This is a genomic window from Cytobacillus oceanisediminis, from assembly GCF_004366035.1.
GTDB lineage: Bacteria > Bacillota > Bacilli > Bacillales > Cytobacillaceae > Cytobacillus > Cytobacillus oceanisediminis_C.
The window spans coordinates 62,785-86,440 of the sequence record NZ_SOEE01000005.1; the positions used below are offsets into that span (position 1 = coordinate 62,785).

Annotated in this window: 20 protein-coding genes; all 20 read right to left on the reverse strand. The window is 42.0% G+C overall.

Annotated elements, in window-relative coordinates; translation table 11 throughout:
* Nucleotides 1–98: 98 nt before the first annotated feature.
* Complete coding sequence (locus DFO72_RS13615; protein ID WP_166672487.1) at nucleotides 99–1,319, reverse strand: iron-containing alcohol dehydrogenase family protein; 1,221 nt, start codon at nucleotides 1,317–1,319, stop codon at nucleotides 99–101.
* Between the two features lie 63 nt (nucleotides 1,320–1,382).
* Complete coding sequence (locus tag DFO72_RS13620) at nucleotides 1,383–2,291, reverse strand: fumarylacetoacetate hydrolase family protein (protein ID WP_243856162.1); 909 nt, start codon at nucleotides 2,289–2,291, stop codon at nucleotides 1,383–1,385.
* 13 nt (nucleotides 2,292–2,304) lie between these two features.
* Nucleotides 2,305–3,261 carry a 3-hydroxyacyl-CoA dehydrogenase family protein gene (locus DFO72_RS13625; protein ID WP_113882210.1) on the reverse strand — a complete coding sequence of 319 codons (957 nt, stop codon included), beginning with the start codon at nucleotides 3,259–3,261 and terminating at the stop codon, nucleotides 2,305–2,307.
* 127 nt (nucleotides 3,262–3,388) lie between these two features.
* A complete protein-coding gene (locus DFO72_RS13630; protein WP_113882211.1) occupies nucleotides 3,389–4,477 on the reverse strand; it encodes a tartrate dehydrogenase in 1,089 nt (362 codons plus the stop codon).
* 38 nt (nucleotides 4,478–4,515) lie between these two features.
* Nucleotides 4,516–5,943, reverse strand: coding sequence for an aldehyde dehydrogenase family protein (locus DFO72_RS13635; RefSeq protein WP_113882212.1), 1,428 nt, complete (start codon nucleotides 5,941–5,943; stop codon nucleotides 4,516–4,518).
* Nucleotides 5,944–5,966: 23 nt separating this feature from the next.
* Nucleotides 5,967–6,932, reverse strand: a complete 966-nt coding sequence (locus DFO72_RS13640; protein ID WP_113882213.1) for a transketolase family protein — start codon at nucleotides 6,930–6,932, stop codon at nucleotides 5,967–5,969.
* Nucleotides 6,929–7,786 carry a transketolase gene (locus DFO72_RS13645; protein WP_113882214.1) on the reverse strand — a complete coding sequence of 286 codons (858 nt, stop codon included), beginning with the start codon at nucleotides 7,784–7,786 and terminating at the stop codon, nucleotides 6,929–6,931. Before DFO72_RS13645 ends, DFO72_RS13640 begins: the two co-directional genes overlap by 4 nt.
* Nucleotides 7,787–7,934: 148 nt before the next feature.
* Nucleotides 7,935–9,209, reverse strand: a complete 1,275-nt coding sequence (locus DFO72_RS13650; protein WP_181782290.1) for a TRAP transporter large permease — start codon at nucleotides 9,207–9,209, stop codon at nucleotides 7,935–7,937.
* A gap of 4 nt (nucleotides 9,210–9,213) precedes the next feature.
* Nucleotides 9,214–9,705: a TRAP transporter small permease gene (locus tag DFO72_RS13655; RefSeq protein WP_113882216.1), complete on the reverse strand. Its 492-nt coding sequence runs from the start codon at nucleotides 9,703–9,705 to the stop codon at nucleotides 9,214–9,216.
* Between the two features lie 64 nt (nucleotides 9,706–9,769).
* The gene (gene dctP / locus DFO72_RS13660) at nucleotides 9,770–10,792 is read right to left on the reverse strand and encodes a TRAP transporter substrate-binding protein DctP (RefSeq protein WP_113882217.1); all 1,023 of its coding nucleotides are present in this window, start codon (nucleotides 10,790–10,792) and stop codon (nucleotides 9,770–9,772) included.
* Nucleotides 10,793–10,875: 83 nt separating this feature from the next.
* On the reverse strand, nucleotides 10,876–11,979 hold the full coding sequence (locus DFO72_RS13665) for an NAD(P)-dependent alcohol dehydrogenase (protein ID WP_113882218.1): 1,104 nt from the start codon (nucleotides 11,977–11,979) through the stop codon (nucleotides 10,876–10,878).
* 45 nt (nucleotides 11,980–12,024) lie between these two features.
* Entirely contained in the window at nucleotides 12,025–13,059 is a 1,035-nt protein-coding gene (locus DFO72_RS13670) for a zinc-dependent alcohol dehydrogenase (protein ID WP_113882219.1), read from the reverse strand.
* A 312-nt stretch (nucleotides 13,060–13,371) separates the two neighbouring features.
* The gene (locus tag DFO72_RS13675) at nucleotides 13,372–14,406 is read right to left on the reverse strand and encodes a LacI family DNA-binding transcriptional regulator (protein WP_113882220.1); all 1,035 of its coding nucleotides are present in this window, start codon (nucleotides 14,404–14,406) and stop codon (nucleotides 13,372–13,374) included.
* A 277-nt stretch (nucleotides 14,407–14,683) separates the two neighbouring features.
* Nucleotides 14,684–15,946, reverse strand: coding sequence for a PTS ascorbate transporter subunit IIC (locus DFO72_RS13680; RefSeq protein ID WP_048009154.1), 1,263 nt, complete (start codon nucleotides 15,944–15,946; stop codon nucleotides 14,684–14,686).
* 122 nt (nucleotides 15,947–16,068) lie between these two features.
* Entirely contained in the window at nucleotides 16,069–16,338 is a 270-nt protein-coding gene (locus tag DFO72_RS13685; protein ID WP_009332100.1) for a PTS sugar transporter subunit IIB, read from the reverse strand.
* A 13-nt stretch (nucleotides 16,339–16,351) separates the two neighbouring features.
* Nucleotides 16,352–18,469, reverse strand: a complete 2,118-nt coding sequence (locus DFO72_RS13690) for a BglG family transcription antiterminator (RefSeq protein WP_113882221.1) — start codon at nucleotides 18,467–18,469, stop codon at nucleotides 16,352–16,354.
* Between the two features lie 216 nt (nucleotides 18,470–18,685).
* On the reverse strand, nucleotides 18,686–19,258 hold the full coding sequence (locus DFO72_RS13695) for a hypothetical protein (protein WP_243856163.1): 573 nt from the start codon (nucleotides 19,256–19,258) through the stop codon (nucleotides 18,686–18,688).
* Between the two features lie 94 nt (nucleotides 19,259–19,352).
* Nucleotides 19,353–20,843: an argininosuccinate lyase gene (gene argH / locus DFO72_RS13700; protein ID WP_113882222.1), complete on the reverse strand. Its 1,491-nt coding sequence runs from the start codon at nucleotides 20,841–20,843 to the stop codon at nucleotides 19,353–19,355.
* Nucleotides 20,844–20,858: 15 nt separating this feature from the next.
* On the reverse strand, nucleotides 20,859–22,550 hold the full coding sequence (locus DFO72_RS13705) for an ABC transporter permease (protein WP_113882223.1): 1,692 nt from the start codon (nucleotides 22,548–22,550) through the stop codon (nucleotides 20,859–20,861).
* Nucleotides 22,547–23,653 carry an ABC transporter ATP-binding protein gene (locus tag DFO72_RS13710; protein ID WP_113882224.1) on the reverse strand — a complete coding sequence of 369 codons (1,107 nt, stop codon included), beginning with the start codon at nucleotides 23,651–23,653 and terminating at the stop codon, nucleotides 22,547–22,549. The genes DFO72_RS13705 and DFO72_RS13710 overlap by 4 nt, the downstream gene beginning before the upstream one ends.
* Nucleotides 23,654–23,656 lie beyond the last annotated feature (3 nt).

Genomic DNA, 23,656 nt, shown 5'->3' on the forward strand with positions numbered 1-23,656 from the left:
TTTTATTATTATCCTTTTTAATATCGTTGCGTTACTGCAACATATTTGGGCAAGTTCATATAAAATAAGACACCTTTTTATAAAGGTGCCTTTTAAAACTAGACTCGATTATAAACATCTTCCAATTCAGTCTTTGTTAAAGCATTTGGTAAAACTTTTTTATAAATTTGACGAATATCTTCTTTTTCTGCTTTCCGGGGATTATTTGGAATCGTGCCTAAATCATTCATTGCATCTTTAGATAAGCGATCCACCATTTCATCAGTAAAATCCAGCTTTAGATAACTAAAATCATTTGGAATATCCAGAGCTTTATTAAACTCTTTAACTAATGAAGCAAGTTTCCTTGCAGCATTTCTATCATTCTCGAATGTCAGCGAAGGTTCAAAGACCCTTGCAATATTGGCATACTTTTCATAGTTAGCTATCAGGTTATGTTCTATAATGTGCGGCAGCAGTATGGCATTCGCAAGTCCATGAGGCACCTGATATAAAGCCGACATCGGATGCGAGCAAGAATGGACTAATGCAACGCCCGCCATTCCAAAGGATATACCTGCCATTGTACTGGCCAGGTGTATTTGTGCCCTGGCTTCAAGATTATCAGGGTGTGCATAGCTTGCCGGCAAATTCCCCTTAATCATTTTGATTGCTTCAAAGGCTAATCCATCTGTTATCGGGTTTGATTTAAGTGATGTATAAGACTCAATGGCATGTACTAAAGCATCCACACCAGTAGCAGAAACAACATGCCGCGGAAGAGAAGTGGTTAAACTTGGATCGACAAAGGCCGCCTTTGGTGCAAGCATAGGGGAAGCAATTACGTATTTTCTCCCCTCCTCATGATCAGTGATCACCGAGACCGGAGTTACCTCCGAACCGGTTCCAACCGTAGTAGGAATAGCAATGAGTAAAGGAATAGCTTTATGGAGGGGCTTTTGACCCCGGCGATAATCCAGGATGTGTCCTTCATGGGCAACTATCGCACTAACAGCTTTTCCGAAGTCCATGGGGCTTCCTCCCCCTATGGCAAGGATCATTTCGCAGGATTCCTGTTTATATATCTGTGCTCCCTTCATAACAGTCTGAGCATGGGGATTCGGCTCAACCTCAGCAAACACTGCTGTATCAATGCCGTTCTTATTTAATAATGAGGTAACCTCATCTATTATTCCTGTATTAAGAAGCCCTGGGTCAGTGGCAACAAAAACCTTTGCTTTTTGAAGGCTTCTTATTGTATCTGGCAGCTTGTGTTTAACACTATTAATGCCATAGACAATTTCTGTTGGTATGGAAAAATTAAAATTTTGCTGACTCAAATACATCTAAATCTCCTCTCTTTCTCCAAATCCAGTTTAGTCCGAAAAAGAAAAGCTGCTTCATTACATAATCTCATTGGTGAGTGTTCCCAAACCGGTAATTTCAAGTTCCACTACGTCCCCCGGCTGTAGCCAATTCTGAATATCCGTTCCTAATTCCAGGATACAGCCCGTACTAACTGTACCTGAACCAATAATATCTCCAGGATAAAGGGCAGCCTCTGAGGATGCCCGCTCAATCATTTGTCCAAATGAGTGATGAATGTCTTTGAAGTTTCCCTTAGATAGCTGCTTTCCATTAACTCTTGCTGTCATTTCCAGGTTTAACCTATCTCCATCGCGGTATTTTTCCAGTTCATCCTTTGTCACAATATACGGTCCAATCGATGTAGCAAAGTCCTTGCCTTTGGCCGGCCCTAATCCCGCCTTCATTTCCTTCATTTGCAGATCCCGTGCAGACCAGTCATTCAAAATGGTGTAACCTGCTATATAATCTTCAGCTTTTTCAGCACTTATATTTCTGCCTTCTCTGCCAATGATACAAGCAATTTCCAATTCATAATCCAGTTCACTGCATTGGGCTGGGCGCTGGATTTTCTGATTCGGCCCCGTAATGGCATGGTGATTCGTAAAGTAAAACACCGGAATCTCATACCACTCCGGCACAACACTTTGCTTATTTTTGGCTGCTATAGTCGCGACATGGCCTTCAAATGCCATAAAATCCCGCACACTTCCAGGGTTCGGCAAGGGCGCTAAAAGTTCAATTTCCTCTAGCTTGTACGTGCCCAAATGATCATGGCCAGCAATATGGCTGGCAAGCTCATAGTTCTCTTCAAACTGTTCCAGAAACCCACGTATTGAACCAGGCAGTTTACCCCCGCTTGCCTTTTCCATATCAAAAACTTGTTCTTTCTCTATCCACCCTGATTTAATTGTTCCGTCCTTGTCTTTAAAGGTTATCAGTTTCAAGAAAATCACCCTTTCATTTAATATGATTCATATAGTATTGAGAGGCATTTAGCTGATGAAGCAGCTTCCTATTAAACTGCTTTTTAATTTCCTCCGCTTCATCTTTTCGATAGTTAAAAAAACCTTCGCCGGATTTTAACCCCAGCTTTCCCTCAGATGTTTTCTCTCTCAGCAGAGGGCTGGAGAATTGCCTATTCTCCATATCTTTCAGCAAGTTATCACCTACCGTGCACCATATATCCAATCCGCCCATATCAGCAATCATTAATTGCCCTGTAGTGGCGTATCGGAATGCAGGCCCAAACATTAATGCTTTTTCAATATCCTCGGGAGATGCAGCTTGCTGCTCCATCAGGGAAAACACCTCTCTTGCCACACTCTGCTGAATCCGATTTGCCACCAGACCAGGAATATTTTTTAATACTTCTATACATTGTTTACCAATGGACATATGCAAGTTTTTCACATCTTCATACACATCTTTATGGTTATTTCCAAAATTCGAAATTTCTACAAGAGGCATGATATGCGCAGGGTTATACCAATGAGTTATCAGGATTCTTTTTCTTCTCATTTCGCTTACCTTTGCCATCATGCTCCCCAAATCCAAGCTTGAAGTGTTGCTTGCTAAAATGGTCTTTGGAGGGCAATAATCATCTAATTTTTTAAAAAGATCTTGTTTTAGTTCCAGATTCTCAGGGACGGCTTCCACCACAAATTCCCTATCTGCTACTGTTTCTTTTAAGCTGGTATAGAAATGGATGCTTTTAAGCGTATTGATTTTATCTTGGATATCTATATTTCCAACTTCCTGTAATAAGTCCAGCTGCCTATGAATCTCATCTTTAGCACTTTCAACACTTTTCCAATCTGGGTCATATACATTTACATTAAGGCCATAGATTGCAAAGTTAAGGGCAATACTGTGGCCCATTGTTCCTGCTCCAATAACAGCTATTTTTTGAATCATCGGCAAGTCTCCTTTTACAGATATGATAATTGCCTTTCATTTACACCTTTTTTACTAGCGAATGTGCAATAGGAAAAACAGCGCTCCAGGAAAAAGCGCTGTTTTCTCTATAGTTCCAAAATGGCTGTTATATGGATGACTGGACTTTTGCCATTTCAGTTAGGATTTCAGCTACACGCGCACCAACTTCTGAAGTGGAAGCAGATCCGCCGAGATCTGGAGTAAGAACCCTTTTCTCTTCCAAAGTCTTTTCGATGCAGCTGATCAGATTTTCTCCTATATCGTTAAAGCCGAGAAAATCAAAAAGCTGGCTGGCTGACCAAATGGCGGCCAGCGGGTTGGCTATCCCTTTCCCTGCGATATCCGGTGCTGAACCATGAATTGGCTCAAACATTGACGGAAACATTCTTTCAGGATTAATATTGGCTCCGGCCGCCAGCCCCATGCCGCCTCCTAGCGCTGCACCCAAATCTGTTAAAATATCTCCAAATAAATTGGAGGTTACAACAACCTCGAACCTTGCAGGATCCTTAATCATGTACATAGCTGCTGCATCAACAAGATAGGAATAGGTCTGAACTTGGGGATATTCCTTGCTTACCTGCTCAAACACTTGATCCCAAAATACCATGGAATAATTAAGTGCATTTCCTTTACTTATGCTGGTCAGTGTTTTTCCTGCGTTGGACGCTGTTTCAAAAGCATACCGGATGATGCGCTCCGTACCTTTCCGGGAAAATACCCCTGTCTGTAAAACGACTTCTTCAGGTTTGCCTTTAAAAAGCCAATCCCCGGCCCCCGCATACTCACCCTCACTATTCTCACGAATGAATAGCATATCGATGTTTTCTTTATTTCCGCCAGTAATGGGACAGGGTGCACCATTTAATAGTGTGATAGGACGAATATTTACATACTGGTCAAATTCCTTCCTGATTTTCAGAAGCAAATCCCAAAGAGAGATATGATCTGGCACCCCCGGATAGCCGACGGCTCCCAAATAGATTGCATCAAAAGACTTCAACTGTTCAATCCCGTCTTCATCCATCATCTTTCCATTCTTTAAATAAAATTCACAGCCCCAAGGAAAGTACGTAAATTCGAGCTGCAAACGACCATCCAGCTCTGCCGCCTTTTTCATAATCTTGACGCCTTCATCGATTACTTCCGGTCCAATTCCGTCACCTGGAATAACCGCTACTTTAAATGTGTCCAATTTTATCAGCTCTTTCTATTTTTATATGAACCTATTTATTATTCTTCAAGATTTACAACCACCGTTACAGTTTCCACGAGTTCTTGTATGGCATATGCCGGACCTTCCTTGCCATTTCCGCTTTCTTTCACGCCTCCATAAGGCATTTGATCAGTCCTGAAACAGCAGGTATCATTAATGACAACACCCCCTACTTCAAGCATATAAGGAATTTTATAAGATAAACTCAGATCGGAAGTATATATTCCAGCCTGCAGGCCATACTTCGAGTCATTCACAAGCTCGATTGCTTCTTCGATTGTTTCGTAATCTGAGACGGTAACGACAGGAGCGAAGACCTCTTCATCCGAAACTTTCATCCCTTTTCTCACATTTGTAACTACGGTTGGATAAAAAATACTGCCTTCTCGTTTTCCCCCTGTTAAAATGACAGCTCCATCCTCTTCAGCTTCCTTCACCCATTGCTCAATCCGCTCCGCTTCCTTCACATTGATCATTGGACCAACATTCGTGTTCGGGTCCAAAGGATCTCCCACCTTAAGGTGAGAAACTTCCTGTAAAAACTTTTCAAGGAAACGTTCTTTAACAGATTTCTGAACAAAAATCCTCTGAACTGAAATGCATATTTGCCCGGCGTGTGCAAATGACATTTTTGCAAGCTTGGCTGCAGCCTTATTAATATCCGCATCACTATGAACGATAGTGGCAGAGTTGGAACCCAGCTCTAAGGTTGCTTTTCTTAACCCGATTGTCTTCTGAATATGTTTGCCTACTCCAGGTGAACCTGTGAATGTATAATGCGCAATCCTTTCATCATTCAGGAGCTGTTCACCGACTGTGCCCCCGCTTCCTACTACACATTGCAGGTACCCTCTCGGAACTCCCGCTTTCTCGAGCAGTTCACATAGTTTGATAGCAATCGTTGCTGTATCAGATGCCGGCTTAAGAATAACTGGATTTCCCGCTGCCAAGGCCGGAGCAACTTTATGCGCAACAAGATTCAGCGGGAAGTTAAACGGGGTAATTGCTGCTACAACTCCCACAGGCTTTTTTACTGTATAAAGGAATCTTCCCTGCACGTTATAATTGGGGATAATTTCTCCTACGAGCTTTTTTGTTTCATCAGCAGCAATTTGGAATGTCGATGCTGAACGATTCACTTCTGCTCTTGCATCAGTGATAGGCTTGCCGCCTTCCTTGGCAATAATTTGTGCGAATTCTTCGGCATGACTCAGCAGCAGCTCTGCCGCACGCATTAAAACCTTATAGCGGTAATCCGGGGTAAATATTGTTTTTTTATGTGCGTATACAGCGGCTGCAATCGCTTGATCCACCAGCTTTTTATCAGCTATGCCAATCTCTGAAAAGAGCTCTCCGGTATATTTGTTATACACTTTGTGTGTATTTTCCGATTGAATCCACTGTCCATCAATGAATAGCTTTTCATTTAAAATACTTGTCTGCATATTTTACCTCTCCCATCCTATGGTTAAATTGAAGAATTTTTCTTCGTCAATGCCTCTTTGACTCTTTTGACAATGTGGCCGGATGAAATTTCGTACTTTTCCAGCAAATCATCATTTTTAGCTGACTCTGAATTTAGATCTTTCACACCCACACGAAGCATAGGAACTGGTTTCTCTTCTACCAGAACCTCTGCCACTGCACTTCCAAGACCGCCATAAATGCTATGCTCCTCTGCTGTAACGATAACTCCTGTATTTTCTGCTGCTTTAACAATTGCTTCTTTATCAAGCGGCTTAATGGTCGGCATATGAATCACTGCCACAGAGATTCCATCAGCTTCTAATTGTTCCGCTGCAGCTAAAGACCTGCTGGTTTGTGTTCCTGTAGATATGATGGTAATATCTGTTCCTTCTTTTAAATGCACCGCTTTACCAAATTCAAAGTGGTAATCTTCATTAAAAATGATTGGATAGGGATCACGCGCAAGGCGCATATATACAGGTCCTTCGTATTTATGGGCAAACTCCATCATTCTTCCTACTTCAGTGCTGTCTGCAGGTGCCAGAACAACCATATTAGCTAATGAACGAAAAATTGCGATATCCTCCAGGGATTGATGAGTTTTTCCTGTTACCCCTGTCAGCAATCCGCTGTAAGCCCCTATCATTTTTACGTCTAATTTTGGCTGAGCAATTTGTACCTGAATTTGATCAATGGCACGTTTAGACAGAAATGCAGCAAAGGTAGCAGCCCATGGCTGTAAACCAGTTGCAGCAAGTCCAGCAGCCACACTCATCATATTCTGTTCAGCAATGCCCATTTGCAGAAATCTAGAAGGATTCCCTTTTGCAACAGCATCTATTTTGGTTGAGTTAGCCAGATCTCCATCAATCGCATAAACCTTATCGGACTCCAGAGATAATTTAAGCAGTGTTTCTCCAAAAACGTCCCTCATTGAAACTTGATCTTTAGAAAGTAAGCTTTTCATTTTTGAACCCCCATTTCCAGTTCTTCTGATGCGCTGCTTAACTCTTCAGCTGTCGGAATTCTTGAATGCCATAAATAATCTCCTTCCATAAACGAAACACCCTTGCCTTTAACCGTGTTGGAGATAATCATAACCGGTTTTCCTGTTACCTCTCTGGCATGACTTAAAGCTTTACTAATCTCTTGATGGTTATGGCCATCTATCTCAATAACATGCCAGCCAAAAGCTTCCCAACGCTGCTTTGGCTCATTAATCGGAGTTGCTCTCGAAGCTCCTTTACCTTGCCACCCAAACTGCTGAAGCTTATTAAAGTCGAGAATAACGACCAGATTATCCAATTTATATTTAGAAGCAATATCTGCAGCCTCCCAAACCTGGCCTTCCTGTGATTCACCATCACCAATCATGCAATATGTGCGGAATTCTTTATTCTGAAGTTTTGCACCCAGGGCCATTCCGACAGCTGCAGAAATCCCTTGGCCAAGCGAGCCTGTTGACATGTCCAGACCTGGAAGGGTATTCATATCCGGATGAGCCTGCAAGCGGGAATTTAATGAATCGAACGTTTGCAATTCCTCTATCGGAAAATATCCTCTAAGTGCTAAAACTGCATAGAGTCCAATAGCAGAATGCCCCTTTGATAGGACAAATCGATCTCTCTGTTCATCTGCAGGGTTTTCCGGATTTACATTCATTTCATTAAAATACAAATTTACGAGGACATCTGAAGCAGACATTGGCCCTCCTATATGCCCTGCTCCTGCATGATGCACCGTCTGAATAATTAGATGTCTTGCTTTAGATGACTTCTCAATTAAATAACTTAATTTTTCTTCGTTTAATGGGGTACTCATTTATATCCTCCTTAAGGTTTTGTTCTAATTTAGTTAAGCGCTTTACCAAGTGGTGAAAAATGAACAAGATAAGGAAACTTATCTTGTTATTAAGAACTTAGTTTTTTGTGCCCATCTTTGTTTCATGTCTCTTAAAAACCGCATTTGCCTATTTTATTAGTGATGGCAGCCAGGTAGAAAGCGGCGGAAAAAATGAAATAACAAGCACATCGATAATCAAGATAATTATTAATGGGATTACTGCTTTTCCAATCCTTACAATTGAAAGTTTTGTAAGCTGGGATACAACAAATAAATCAATCCCTACAGGCGGGGTTACCAATCCAATCGCTAAATTACAAACCATGATTACTCCAAAATGAACAGGATCTATTCCCAAATTGACTGCAGTACCCAATAATAGAGGAACAAAAATAAGGATTGCAGCTCCCCCTTCTAAGAACATGCCTGCTACAAACAAAATGATGTTTACAATAATAAGGAAAATATATTTATTTGTAACTACATCTGATATTGAGCTGTATATCATTCCCGGAACACCATTCATCTCGATGAAAAAGCCAAACAAGCCGGCAGTTCCAATTACTATCATGATAATTGAGCTGCTGATGGCTGATTTCTTTAAGGTATCAGCAAGCTGCTGAATAGTAATATCCCGATAAATAAAGAAACCGACAACAAAAGAGTAAACAACTGCAATAACTGATGCTTCTGTCGGAGTAAATACCCCTGAATAGATGCCTCCCAGCACAATAATAGGCATTAGAAGTGCAAGAAACGATTTCTTAAACGACACGAGGACATCAGGGAAGCTTTTCTTCTCCTCTCCAACATAACCGCGACGGTTTGCGATGATATATGCACTGATCAGAAGCGAAAAAGTAATTAATAAGCCCGGAAGGATCCCCGCAATAAAAAGGTCCCCAATAGAAACTTCCGCAGCGACACCATATAATATCATGGCAATACTTGGCGGAATAATAATCCCTAAAGCACCTGCCACCGCCTGATTGGCCGCAGCATACTCAATTTTGTAACCTCTTGCCACCATAGCCGGGATGAGAATAGAACCAATGGCTGCTGTTGTGGCGGCACCTGATCCTGAAATAGCTGCAAAAAACATTGATGTAACGATCGCCACCATCGCTAATCCGCCAGTAAAGTGACCCACCAGAGCACTTGCGAAATTAACCAGTCTCTTCGACATGCTTCCTGCGCCCATCAAATTTCCGGCAAGAATAAAAAACGGGATGGCCATTAATGGAAACGAGTTCATTGAGACAAATATTCTCTGCGGAATTATTTCCAATGGCAAAGTATCATGCATCCAAACCCCTAATGCCGTAGATAACCCCAATGAGAAGGCGATCGGCACACTTAGAAAGATAAAGATGAATAGAGATATAAAGAAAACAGGCAGCATCATTTCACTCCTTTCTTTCTATGAACTCTTCCAAAATACATGTGATGGAGTTCAATAGAAGCAATACGCCTCCCAGCGGCAAAGAAAGGTAGATAAAGAACATTGATATCCCTGTACCAGGAGCAATTTGATTGCCAAAGCTTTGCGCTACCTTCCATCCAAACATGATAATTACTGTATAAAAAAAGATGGAAATGAAATGGACTATAACTGTCAGCCATTTCTTGACTCGTCCCCTTAACATTTCCGGTAAGACTTCAACGGATATAAGCTGGTTCTCCCTAAGCGCAAGCGAGGCGCCGATCATAATCATAAATATCATTAAAAACCTTGAAAGCTCCTCTGACCAGGCCAAGGAAGAGCCCACTACGTAACGTGCGATAACCTGCCAAAAGATAATAATAGTCATAAATGCCATGATAAAAGCCAAAGCATAGCCAAAAAACTTGTTCAGCATATCAATGGTTCGAATATACAATCCGGGAATGCTCTTCATCTAATCAACTCCTTAAATGAAGAGGGCAACAAATAATTCAATTCATCATTGCCCTCTCAGCAGCCTAATAATCCAGATTTTTTACTTTTTCAATGATTTCTTCCCCAATTTTTGGTGCCCACTTTTCATAGACACCATCGGTTTTCGCTTTAAAGGATTCTTTATCCGGCTCTGTCAGCTCCAATCCCTGATCTTTAAGGAATTTGGCTGCTTCATTTATTTTATCTTCATTTGCTTGTCTTCCAATTGGTTCTGCATGTGCAGCAGCTTTTAGTACCGCATCCTGCTGATCAGGAGTAAGACCATCAAAAGTAGTCTTGCTTATAGAAATTGGGCCAGGTGCATACCTGTCTTCCAAAAGGGCAACATGGGTTTGCACCTCAAAAATCTTTGATGTTTGAATGGTTGCTAAAGAGTTCGAATGACCGTCAATGACTCCCTGCTGCAGCCCTGTAAATACCTCAGTCCATGCCATCGGTGTTGCATCTGCACCATAAGCCTTCCATGCATCAATTTGCAGCTCATTTTCCTGAACACGCACCTTCAGCCCTTTTACATCTTCAACACTGTTAATGGCTTTATTTGAAGATGTTGCCACAAAACCATTTTCCACCCAGCCAAGCACCTTAACATTTGTCTGCTCTTCAAACTTTTGAGCCAGCTCATCTCCAATTTCTCCATCTAATACTGCATGTGCATGCTCTCGATTATCGAATAGGAAAGGCAGATCGAACATATTAAATTCCGGAACCCAGTTTCCCATGGGACCCGCAGATTGAATAGCCATATCCAGAGAACCCATTCCCATTAATTCAAACACTTCTCTTTCTCCGCCAAGTGCATTATTATAATGTATTTTTACTGTCATTTGATCGTCTGTTAAGTTTTCAAGCTCCTCTTTAAAGGCTTTTGCTGCTACATCAAATTTTGCTCCCTCTGGCTCAGGAATACTTAATTCCAGTACAGTTTGCTTTCCTTCTGTTGCATCTGCACTAGCAGTTTTCTTTTCTGATGATCCCCCTCCGCACCCTGCTAAAGCTAAAGATAAGATCGTTGCCAGTGAAGCCGCTTTCAATGCTTTTTTCATTTTAAATCCCCCTTTTTTATTTTTAGAGCCTTTTGAAGATAGACTCCTCAAAAATAACTCCAATTTCTAAAATCCTTCTTCTATTAATCTTGTAAATGATTGGGATATACCATGACTTTTAAACTGCCGCTTCGATTAGTATGAGCCTGGTTCATTGCTTCCTGGATATCTTCCAGCGGATATTTATCTGTGATGATGGGTTTTATCTTGCTGCCGATCGTATCTAGCAGACTGATGGCTAAGGGGTAGGTATTCGTATAACGATAGACAGAAAAAAGATCTATTTCTTTTTGAAGCATTAATGTGATGTTGAGAGGCACCTCTTCAATTGCCGGAAATCCGATAACAACAACGGAGCCGCCTCTTTTCGCGGATTCAATTGATGATTGCAATACTTTAGCGTTTCCAGAGGTTTCTATAATCATATCAACGCCTAAGCCCGAGGTTATCTCTTCAATGGCAGCATTCAGATCTTCATTTGCAGCGTTAAATATCTTTGTAGCGCCAAATTTTCTGGCTGTTTCCAGCCTTAATGGCTCGATATCACTGACAATGATCTCTTTTGCACCAAATGCTTTTGCCGCTATCACGGTCATTAAACCAACAGGTCCCATACCTGTAATGGCTACGGTGGAACCCGGAGTTAAGCCCCCGCGTTTTACGGCATGGATCGATACGGATAATGGCTCTGCAAGAGTTGCATGTTCGTAAGATAAAGAATCGGGAATTGGAAATAGAAAATCCTCCGGGTGTCTTAAATATTGAACGAAAGCTCCTTTTACCGGCGGTGTAGATAAAAACTGCACGTCGGGACATAGGTTATACCTTCCCTCCTTACACCATTCACAGTTCATGCAAGCAACACCCGGTTCCACAGCTACACGATCTCCAACCTTAAATTTTGTTACTTTTTCACCTATAGACACAACGATTCCTGCACACTCATGTCCCTGTACATGCGGGTACTGAACATATCTTTTGCCAATGCGGCCATGAGCAAAATAATGAATATCCGAACCGCATACCCCAACGGCCATTAACTTGACCAGTACTTCTTTTCCAGTAACATTAGGGACTCTTTCTTCTTCAACACTAACTTCCAAAGGTCTTTGCAAATAGGCAGACTTCATTGTCTCCGGAACAAGAACACTTTCTTTCTCACTAGCTGCTAATTTTGTCTTTGGCATCTGGCTTCCTCCTTTCGGAATATATAAATGGCATTTAAATGAACTTTATGAGGAATGGCTTAAAAGCACCTTTCCGCATTGCTTTTGTTCGCATAGATCAAACGCTTCTTTCCATTGTGTCAGCGGAAGCTTATGGGTAATGATTGGCTGAAGGTTTACTTTCCTTTGTTCTAATACCTGCATGACTCGATTCCACGTTTTCATGGAATGTGCAAGAGAACCAAATAGCTGTATTTGTTTGTACAAAATAATATCAAAATCCATTGTGATTTCTTTGCCTGCTATGCCAACTTGAATATGCTTGCCCCGTTTTTTTAAAGCTTGAAGGCAGCTATTGATTGATGGGGCAGCACCTGCACATTCTACCGTTACATCAGCACCCATACCATTCGTTTCACTCAGCACAATGGTTTGCAAGTCTTCAGCTGTAACATCAACGACAACATCCGCTCCGAGTTTTTTGGCGATTTCCAACCTCATTTTATCTGCAGATGTTCCTGCCACAATGACTTTACAGCCTTTTACAGCCAGCAAGGACAAACAGATGAGGCCAATAGGACCTGGCCCGGATAATAAAACGGTATCGCCAACTTGGATATTTGTCAGCTCCTCAATGGCCTGAACCGCACAAGCGAGAGGTTCGGATAATGCCGCCTCCTCAAGACTTACATTGTCAGGAATCTTATAAATCATATCTTCCCGGACTACAGCATATTGCGTAAAGCTGCCATCCACTCCATGCCCCATTCCCCGGCGATCTGAACAAAACATGTAATATCCTGTTTCGCAGTAATGACAGGTGCCGCATGTAATGGCAGTTGACCCAAGTACCGCTACCCGTTCCCCCGATTTCACCTTTGAAATATTTTCTCCTGTATCCGCTACAATTCCGGAGAATTCATGACCTATAATGACAGGCGGATAACTTTTAAAGGTCTCGTGGTAAATATGTAAATCCGTTCCGCAAATCCCCGTATACTTCACTTCAATTTTCACTTCATTCGGACCCATAGCGGGTTCATCAATGTCTAAAAGGTCAATATTTCCAACCCCTGGCGCTGTTTTTAGAAGTGCTTTCATTGCATTCTCCTCCTTCAGTACAGTAAGCGCTTACCTTTTTTTACAAAAATAAAATCAAGTGGAAAATCTTCCATTTAATCATTACTTAGGAGTATTTTGTTAAAGCGCTTACTTTTATTGAAAAAAATAATCTTTTACAAACTGGAAGGCCTTTTAAAATTGAAAAATTGTTTTAAAGGCCCTTTAATCCTCTGGCGTTCTGGACCAATGTTTTTAATTCACCCTCCTAATTAAAAGAGGATTTAGTTAAGCGCTTTATCAAATCGGTGTTGATATTATTTTATTCATAATATTATAAAAAATCAATAACTTTTATAAATTTTCTAATTTTTCTTTCAGGTCCTTATTCCTATTTTTTGCTGTGGAATTTCGGGTGACTAGAGAAGGCAGTAATGTCAAACGCATTTTTTCTTTTTTTTCTCCTTTAATCATCGAAATGATCAAATCCAGCACTTCTCTTCCCATATGCTGAATTGGCTGGGCAACCGTAGTCAATGGAGGCTCTACAATTGTAGCAATAAGAGTATTATCGAAACCCACAACTGAAATATCATCGGGCACTCTCATCCCCTGTTCTTTAACAGCCTGGATTGCTCCGATTGCCAATAAATCGTTGCATGCAAAAATAGCTGTTGGCGGATTCTTGCCTTTAAGATATTTAGCTGTCATAAATTTTCCAGGTTCAACATGACTAATCCCATTAATATATTCAAATTCCCGGGTAAACTCTAAGTTACTCTCTTCTAAAGCCTGCTTGAATCCCCGCAGCCTCTCCCTGTTGCTCCAGACATCCCTGGCAATCACACCTATGTTTTGATGGCCAAGTTCTATTAAATGGGAAGCAGCCAAGTAACCGCCCATGAAATCATCTAATGCAACCGTATTTATTGAAAACATTGGAAGATCACGTGCTACTATCGCTACAGGAACATCTTCTTTTACCAATTCTTCCACTTTATTTAAATCTTCAAATCCAGATGCTAAAATGAAGCCATCCACACTTTTTCTTTTTAAAAGAGCAAGATATTTGTTTTCCTTTTCTGTTTGGTAATCAGTACTGCAAATAACAAGGTTGTAGCCAAATTCATGTGCACGATCCTCTATGCTTCGTGCAAGTTCGGAGAAAAATGGATTAGCAAGATCCGGAATCAGGAGGCCGATTGTCTTTGTCTGCTTTCCCATTAATGCAGAAGCCATCATATTGGGCTGATAATCCAGCTGTTTCATGACCTCTAGTACTTTTCTTTTTGTTTTTTCTCCAATTCTTCCGGTATTATTAATAACTTTAGAAACGGTAGCAATTGAGACATTCGCTTCTTTTGCAACGTCATATATGGTTACTTTCATGTTCTCTCTCCTTGTTCAATCTTAGCTGATTTCATTTGTGTCTCAGATAATAGTTTTTAGCCTGCTTCTAATATTAAAATGCATTTTAGTTTAAATGCATTTTAGTTAAGCGCTTTCTTTACCTTTTATTATTATTAATCAATTTTCCAAATATATCAATAGGTTATGAATATATTTTTGAATTTTCACAAAATGATTCATCTTACCAAATAATTTCGACCGACAAATAAAAAAAAAGGATTCCACCCGAAAGTGAAATCCTTTTTGATAAAGCATTTTAAGAAAACAATTTAATCAAAAAGCTCAATAAAATCCCCACTACCCCGAAGTCCGAGTCTCCAAAAGTAGTTCCTTCAAACCCTAGTGATCCCAGAACCGGAAGCAATAAAGCCGGAAGGAATGAGATTAATAGACCGTTTGCAAATGAACCGATCATCGCTCCTCGTCTGCCCCCAGTCGCATTTCCGAATACCCCTGCCGCTGCACCTGTGAAGAAGTGCGGAATCAGACCCGGCACAATTATTTTCAGGCCGAATAATGGAAGAAGGAACATGGAAAGCAAACCAGCTACAAAGCTGAATAGGAATCCGATAATAACTGCATTTGGAGCAAAAGGGAACACTGCCGGACAATCAAGGGCAGGCTTCGCATCTTTTACCACTTTATCAGCGATCCCTTTAAAAGCTGGCACGATTTCCGCAATCAGCATCCGTACACCGGCAAGGACCACATATACACCAGCTGCAAACGTAATGGCCTGCATGAGCGAGAATACAAGGAAGTTAACTCCGCCGCTCAATTCAGATTCTACATAGCCTTTTCCGGCAATTGGCGCCACAACCAGGAAGAGAATCGTCATTGTCAAAGACATCGCAACAGATGTATCGCGCAGGAACCCAAGTGATTTAGGCACTTTGATATCCTCTGTTGATTTGGATTTATCCCCTACACGCTTTCCAATAAAGCCGGAAACAAAGTAGCCGAAAGATCCAAAGTGACCCACAGCGATGCTGTCATTGCCAGTGATTTCGCGCACATATGGCTGGACAAGCGCAGGCATGAATACCATTAATAATCCTAGAATAATAGACCCGATAATGATCAGCGGAAGCCCTGTCACTCCGCCGGTTGCAAATACAGCTGAGATCAGGCAGGCCATGAATAAAGTATGATGGCCGGTAAGGAAAATATATTTAAACGGTGTAAAACGGGCAATTATAATGTTCATGACCATCCCGAAAAGCATGATCATCGCCGTTTCTTTCCCAAATGTCTGCTGGGCAATCGCTACGATGGCCTCGTTGTTCGGAATAACCCCCTGGATATGAAAAGCCTTTTCAAACATTTTCCCGAAAATATCAAGTGAGCCTATTAAAATGCTTGCTCCTCCATTAAGGATGAGAAAGCCCATGATCGTTTTAAGCGTACCTGATATGACATCGGCAATTCCTTTCTTCTGCAGAAGCAAGCCAAACAAGGCGAATAATCCAACCAGGATGGCGGGCGTGCCCAATATATCATTCATGATGAAATCAAACATGTTTACCCCTCCTTTTTTAATCCTCTGTATCTATCTTTCATCTAACTGGTTTTCAGGTTATACTGTATTTGTTCTTTTTATTTTTCAGCGGGCGAGTCTATCGCCTGCTCTTTTTTTCTCTATTATGATAAATGGGATTCCAATGCTGCTTTTAGCTCGTTCTGATCAAGGATGTTTGTCAAACCAATGATCGTTCTTGTTCCGTCATCCAAAGTGGAAATCAGGTCTTTAGACCCCAGGTAGATATCCGCTTTTTCAGATTTAGCCGTTGTTAAATCAGTATGTGAAACATCTGCTTCCACTCCCAGTTGGCTTAAAACTGTTTTCACGTTCATTTCTACGATAAAGCTGCTTCCAAGTCCGTTGCCGCATACTACTAGAATTTTTTTCATTTTAATTTCCTCCTTAGTCTTGTGAATATTGATTAATAATTTCTAATACGTCAGCTTCTGTATCAGCATTCTGGAGCTTTTCTAGGTTATCACTGTCAGACAGCATTTTAGACAGCTGGGATAATGCTTTTAAATGTGTCTCATTATCAATGGCTGCGAGCACAAAGAATAATCTTACCTGATGCTCCGGCTTTTCCGAAAAAGCACAGCTTTCCTTTAATTGCAGAAAGCTCATTCCCAGCTTGTTCACGCCAGCTTCAGGGCGGGCATGAGGAAGGGCAATTCCAGGTGCGATCACGATATATGGTCCCATTTCATTCACGTTTTCAATCATGGCATCAATGTAATGCTGGCTGATGGACTGATCGGCCAACAGCGGCTGTGACGCCATTTGCAGTGCTTCCTGCCAGCTTGCAGCCGAATCTGCAAATTGAATTTTATCGGCGGTTAGAACTTCATTTAACATTGGCTTTTGATCCACCTCACTTTTTGCATCTTTATTTGATTGATAGTAGGCTTTCAGTTCCTGGACCAACATGCTTTCGTCTTTTATATCTGCATGCTTCCGGATAATGTCCATCAATGCGTCTATGTTTTCTGATTTCGGCCTTTTTTCTGATGCCTGAACCTGCTTAAGAAGAGATTCCTTCTCTGACGGGTTAAGAATCGGATTTACAATAAACACAGGTACGTTTTTCCGGGATACTGGCGTGGTCGAAATGACAAAATCCAAATCAGCCAGGGACGCTTTCTCATATTCACGGACGGTGTATACATTCGCCACATCTACAAACGGCATGAGATCTTCAATTTGTTTCTGAAGGATTCGGGACGTGCCTATTCCGCTGGCACACACCACAGCCGCTTTTTTGCGGGCTTCCACCCTGACGCCTTCTTTATCAATCCAGCCTCCAAAGTGCATCGCAATATAGGCCGCTTCATCATCAGATACTTTTTTGCCAAGCACGTATTCAAAATGATGAACCACTTTTTTGGTTAGAATAAACAGATCCTGATAAGACTCCTGTACAGATTTGGATAATGGGTTCTCCAGTTCTATCCCATATTTGATTCGGAAATAAGCCGGCTTTAAATGAATCAATAAATTCCGTTCAAGCTCCTTCCGATTTTGAAAAAATACGCACGCATATTTTTGAAAATCATCGACCATTCTTACCGCCATTGATTTGAGGATATCAAGATCCTGGTTTTCCAGCTCATGTGTATCATAGTCGCTTATTTTCGCACCTAACAGGTAGGTTGTAAGATAGCAGGCTTCATCATCGGGAACCTCAAGCTGGAAACCGCTTTCAATTTTCCGGCAAATAAATCGAGCAGCGGTGTACTCTTTTGTTTCTTTAATGACCTGTTTTTCAACAGGATCCATCTTGATGTATTTTTCCTGGTTAAACCTTTTGATGAGCATAAATATATGGGCACTTAGCGTCTCCATTACTTCATCTGTGTAATGAACACCAGAATAGGATTCACTTTCGTTCAGAATCTCATAGATTGCTTCTAAATCAGTACGCTGAAACATTTCAGGTGACAGTCCAGGCGCGTCCTGGATGGTTAACTGAACTTCGGATATTAAATCATTCCAGCCGCGGTTGGTTAAAACCTGTGATAGGCAGTAAATCAGCATTTTCCGCTTATCCTGCTCCTCACCGGCAATATAGTAGCCCGAAGGTTTATGGAAATTCAACTGAACCCGAAACTGGTTAAGCTGCTTTTTTAATTCCTTAATGTCTGCCAGAAGCGTACTCCTGCTGACACCCAGCTTATCCATCAAATCCTGCAGATAAATGGTTTTCTCGCGGGTCAGGATGAGGATGGCAGTCCAGGCCATTCTTTCTTTTCGTGAAAACTCATAACTGGCAGCTTTATCAAACGAATGTAACCTCTGTTTAATCTGCTGCTTTTCTTCTTCATCGAGATAAAATCCAGCAGCACGGACATATTTCAGCTCATCTAACCCCTGGTCTTTCAGCCAGCTATTAATTTTTTCAACATCATAATAAACGGTCCGCTTGGAAATTTGTAATTCTTCCATAAGCTCCTGCGGAGAAACATGTGTAGGCGCATGGACCATTTTCGTCAAAATCGTCATGCAGCGCTGGTCAAGAATCATCGGGAGCGCTCCCTCCTTTAACTGATTCTAAATTAGTAAGTTTGCAAAATGCCAGACTCTAAATTCATCGAATTGTCTGCTTACTACGTATTATACTCCTGTATTACACAAATTGAAGTCCGAATTCTGTAAAGGGGTTTTTGCAAGGGTTGGACTCATAGATGATCAGAGGGAATAAAAAAAACTTCCTGATTGAATAGGAAGTGGAGGATATGCTTATTCATTTCCCTTAATAATGTGGCCTTCTGCATCATAAACTGTGACCTCAACCGGCAATTTAATTTCGTCTTTCTCGAAAACAGCATACCAAACCCACAAGTTATCCCGAACAAAAAAGCGGGATGGCTGGATATTGCCTTCACTGTTAATCACGATCGTCTTCGCATCATCCTCAGCAAATCCATATATGATGGCAAAATCCTTCTCAGACTTATTATCTGCCCGCCAGTCGATGGCTCCCCTATCTCCTTTTTCCTCGCTGAACCCCTGGAAATCCATCATGGGATATATGAACTTCTTAAATTCTGTAAATTCCTGATTAGTCAGGACAGGGATAATTCCCGAATTGGTTTCTGCAAAAACCAAGCGTGAATGGGGGTCAAACATAAGAATTCCCTGGCAGTCTTCACCAAATTGTTCTGATACTCTTTCGCAGATGCCCTTTTCAAGGGAAACATCAGGGATAACAGGCTTTACAGGTCCTGCGGCACGTGAAGCCAAAAAATAAATAACACCGAATATTAATCCTAAGCTGAGTACTGCCAGTAAACTTTTTTTAATCTCACTCACCTCCTCTAATTCTTATCATATTATATTTTTCAAGAAATAAAAGATAAATAGAAAAAGCGAACCCCGCATATGTCCAGCGAGGTTCGCGTTCAAATTAAAACTTAAAATTTATCAATTTCTCCCGCTTCTCCTTAAGCCCTCTCACAGTCCCCTCATAGCTGAGCAGATCTCCTGTGAGGATTTCATTTCGATCCTTGATCATTCTCGAGACCTCATCCGGATTCGGTCCTCCCTGTAGGCTGCGGATCTGTACAAAGTATTCCGGAGAAATGATTTTCTTCCACTCTTCCTCTGACAGAGAAACAGGAACATATCCCCGGATGACTTCATTTACATCCTCCACTTTCCAGTCGCATAGCTCTTTCTGGTCTTTCACCGTTTGTTTCGAAATATAACTGGCAATGGAGTGGGCCTTCCGAAATGGGATGCTATAGTCTCTTGCCAGGGTGTCGGCCAGTTCGGTGATCGTGATGCACGACTTTTTGGCCATCTCTTTTGCATGGTCTTTATTGACTTTTAAAGTGGCAATCACGGCGTACATCAGCTTTAATACCCGATTGGCATTTGTAAAAGCTCGATACAGATGAGGCTGCAGATCATCCTCTGTATCAACGATATCCCCAAAGGGCGTATTATGAACCATGTTCATGGCTGCATATGCTTCACCGTAGGCGCTACTGGCAATGGACCTGGAGTGCTCAATCGAAACCGGGTTCCGTTTTTGAGGCATAATGCTGCTTACCTGCACGTAAGGATCCGCCACCTGGAAGGTGCCAAACTCTCTTGTTACATGCTGAAGGAAATCCTGTATCCACCGGCCGGTATTCACCATACAAGTCATCAGAGCCGATGAGGTCTCCAGCAGGTAATCTGCTCCCGCAATCGAGTCATAGGAGTTTTCAATAATTCCTTCAAATCCCAATAAGTCACGGGTGCGGTCCCTGCAGATTGGGAAGCCTGTCGTCGTAAGGGCGGCTGCGCCGAGCGAGGATTTGTTAACAGTTTTATAGGCAGCCCATAGCCGTTTGATATCCCTTTGAAGGACATCATAAACAGCCAGCAGATAATGACCTAAAGTGGTCGGCTGGGCCGGCTGTGTATGGGTATAGCCGGTCATATAGGTCTCTTTATGCTCTTCAGCCTGCTCCAGCAATGCCTCACTAAGCTGATAAGCACTTCCAAGGAGCTGCAGCAGATGCTCTCTTAGGACCAGCCTGTACATCGCAATCCCCATATCATTCCGGCTCCGGGCAATATGGATTTTCCCAGCCAGTTCATCACCGATTTCTTCTCCAATTTTTGCTTCCATCATAAAGAAGAGATCTTCAAATTGAGGCTGATAGGATAAGGAACGGGTGTCTGACATGGCCACTTTATTAATGCCTTCGAGCATGGTCTTTGCTTCTCCTTCTGGGATAATCCCTTTTTCCGCCAGCATGATCACATGTGCCCGATGAATATCGAACATGACATGGAACAGATAGTCCCGCTGGTCATTAAAAACAGGCATCAGCAGTTCTTCTGCATAGGTTTTGCCGGGAAAGGCATGGCCTTCATTTTTAATAAACTCTTCTAATTTGCTCATCTTTTCAACTCCTTTTTAAGACAATGATTTTTCAGCCTTAACTCCAAAAAACTTGTTTGATATGAACAGAACCAGTGCGATTAAAGTAATCTGAATCATCCCGTAAGCTGCCGCCTGGCCCATATTGAACATTCTCAGCTGATTCATAATCTCGATGGAAATAGGGCGGTTTGAAAGGGTATACAGCAATACCGAAGTCGGAAATTCACCGACTGACTCCACAAATGCCAGTAATGTCCCTGATAAAACCCCTGGCATAATAATCGGAAGGATTACTTTTCTGAACGTATAAAACCACTTTGCCCCAAGGCTTCTTGAGGCTTCTTCTATAGAATCATCCAATTGCTCCAATACAGCATTGGTGGATCTGACGACTAATGGAATATGGCGGATAAAATAGGCCAGAGGCAAAATCCAGAATGTGCCGACGAGAATGTTGCCAAATGAGAAGATGGTTGGCTCATTAAAAGCAAAAATCAAATTCATCCCGATAACGGTAGCCGGCAAAGCCCATGGAATCATAACTAAAATATCCACAAAGCTTTTTCCGACAAATTTCCGTTTAACGAGTACATAGGATGCCAATACTCCAAAGACCAGATTTCCTGCTGTAGCGATAACTGACAGGAGCAGGCTATTTTTCAATGGCTTGAATATGTTCGGATCCTGGAACAATAAACGATAATTTTCAAAATTAAATACCGATGGATAGGTCTGCCACGTCCAGGTTCCGTCCGGTACGAGCGATAGAAGGAGAATCGTGAAATGCGGAAGAAGCAGAATGATGACTCCCACGATTCCTGTAAAGACCAGTATCCACTTCAAAACAGGATTATTGACTTCACTGCGATGGGCCCCAATCCCTTTAGATGCCATCCGGTAATCCTTGCGGTTTTGATACCAGCGCATAAACAGCAGGAAGCTGATCGATACAACCGATAAAATCACCGATTGTGTGGCGGCCACTTCCATATCGCCATTAATTTTCGAAAAATAAATCTGCAGACTCAGCACCCTGAAACCGCCTGCCAGCAGAAACGGCGCACTGAAGGAAGCCATCGATATCATAAACACCAATAATGACGCGGCTACAATAGCTGGTGTTAATAATGGAAAGGTTACCTTCCAGAATACTTTAAAACGGTTGGCCCCCAGATTGTATGCAGCTTCTTCAAGAGATGGATCAATTTTATTAATGGCTGATGAAACGGTCATATAAAAATACACATACATAGTATATGCGTGGACAATCAAAATGCCTGAAATACCGCCTATTTTGAATGGCACTTCATCCAGCCCGAATAGGTCTTTAATGGCATTGGGAATCAACCCGGTTTCCCCATACAGGAACATGAACGCCATTACCCCTACCAGTGATGGGAGGACAATCGGCATGATGGCAGCCGATGCAAAGAAGCCTCTGCCCGGAAAATCATACCGGTTGAAAATGAATGCCAGCGGGATGCCAATCAGCGCACTGACCAGGACACTTAATACCGAAATATATACAGAATTCCACAGAGCTTCCAGATTGGTCTTGGATTCCTGGGTAAAGAAGTCACTGTAATTCCCGAATGTCATGCTGCCTTCTTTTTGAAGACTCTCCATTATGGTCCGTAAAGAGGGGTATAGAACATAAGCTATGAGAACCAGCAGGACCGGAATAAGGAGGAGCAGAGTCAGCCTTGTATCCCGATTCTTAATCATGATGCATCACCAGTCACCACAGGAATGATCCGCATCTGCTCTTCAGGCAATTCCACCCAAATCTCAGCACCCGCCTGCAGGTTTCTGGATAAGCCGCTATTCAGGGCATTCACCTGGAGCTTAAGGCCAGCAGCCCTGACCACAACATTGATGAGGGAGCCAAAGAAATGGACTTCCTCCACCATTCCTTTGAAGGTATTTTTCCCCTCCGGCTCTTTTTCCAGTATTTTAATAGATTCAGGACGAATGGATAATGCCAGGTTCCCTTTGTTTTCCTGATTATAATTAAATGGGGCATTTCGTACGGAAAGCTCACTTGCACTTTCACCGTTCTTCACTTGTACAAGAATGTTTTCATCTTCTATCCTGCTGATCTTCACAGGCAGCAGATTGATTTCTCCGATAAACCCCGCTACGAAATCATTGGCTGGTTCATTATAGATTTCAGAGGGTGTTCCCACCTGGTGGCAGACCCCAAAGTTAAATACCGCAATCCGATCGCTCATGGATAGAGCTTCTGCCTGGTCATGGGTAACATAAATGGTGGTGATATTATAATCTTTTTGCAATCTCAGTATTTCGTTTCTCATTTCATCTCGCAGCTTGGCATCCAGGTTGCTGAGTGGCTCATCCAGGAGCAAAATCTCCGGTTCAATCACCAATGCCCTTGCCAGCGCGACACGCTGCTGCTGACCTCCGCTTAACTGGCTCACCTGACGATCGGCGTATTGCTCAAGCCTCACTTTTTGCAATACATCCTTGACTTTTATATTGAGCTCCTTGGAGCCAAGTTTTCTAACCCTTAATCCAAAAGCGACATTCTCAAACACCGTCATGTGAGGAAAAAGGGCATAGTTTTGGAAAACCATGCCCGTATTTCTCTTTTCAGGAGGTACACGCGTCATATCCTTATCGCCGAAACGGACAACACCTTTAGTAGGATAATAGAATCCAGCAATCATCCGAAGTGTGGTGGTCTTGCCGCATCCACTTGGTCCAAGGAAGGTAAAGAATTCCCCATCCTTTATATCCAGATTTAAATGATCGACTGCAATAACCTTTCCAAAGGCTTTTTGGACATTATCTATGTTTATGGACGCCATACC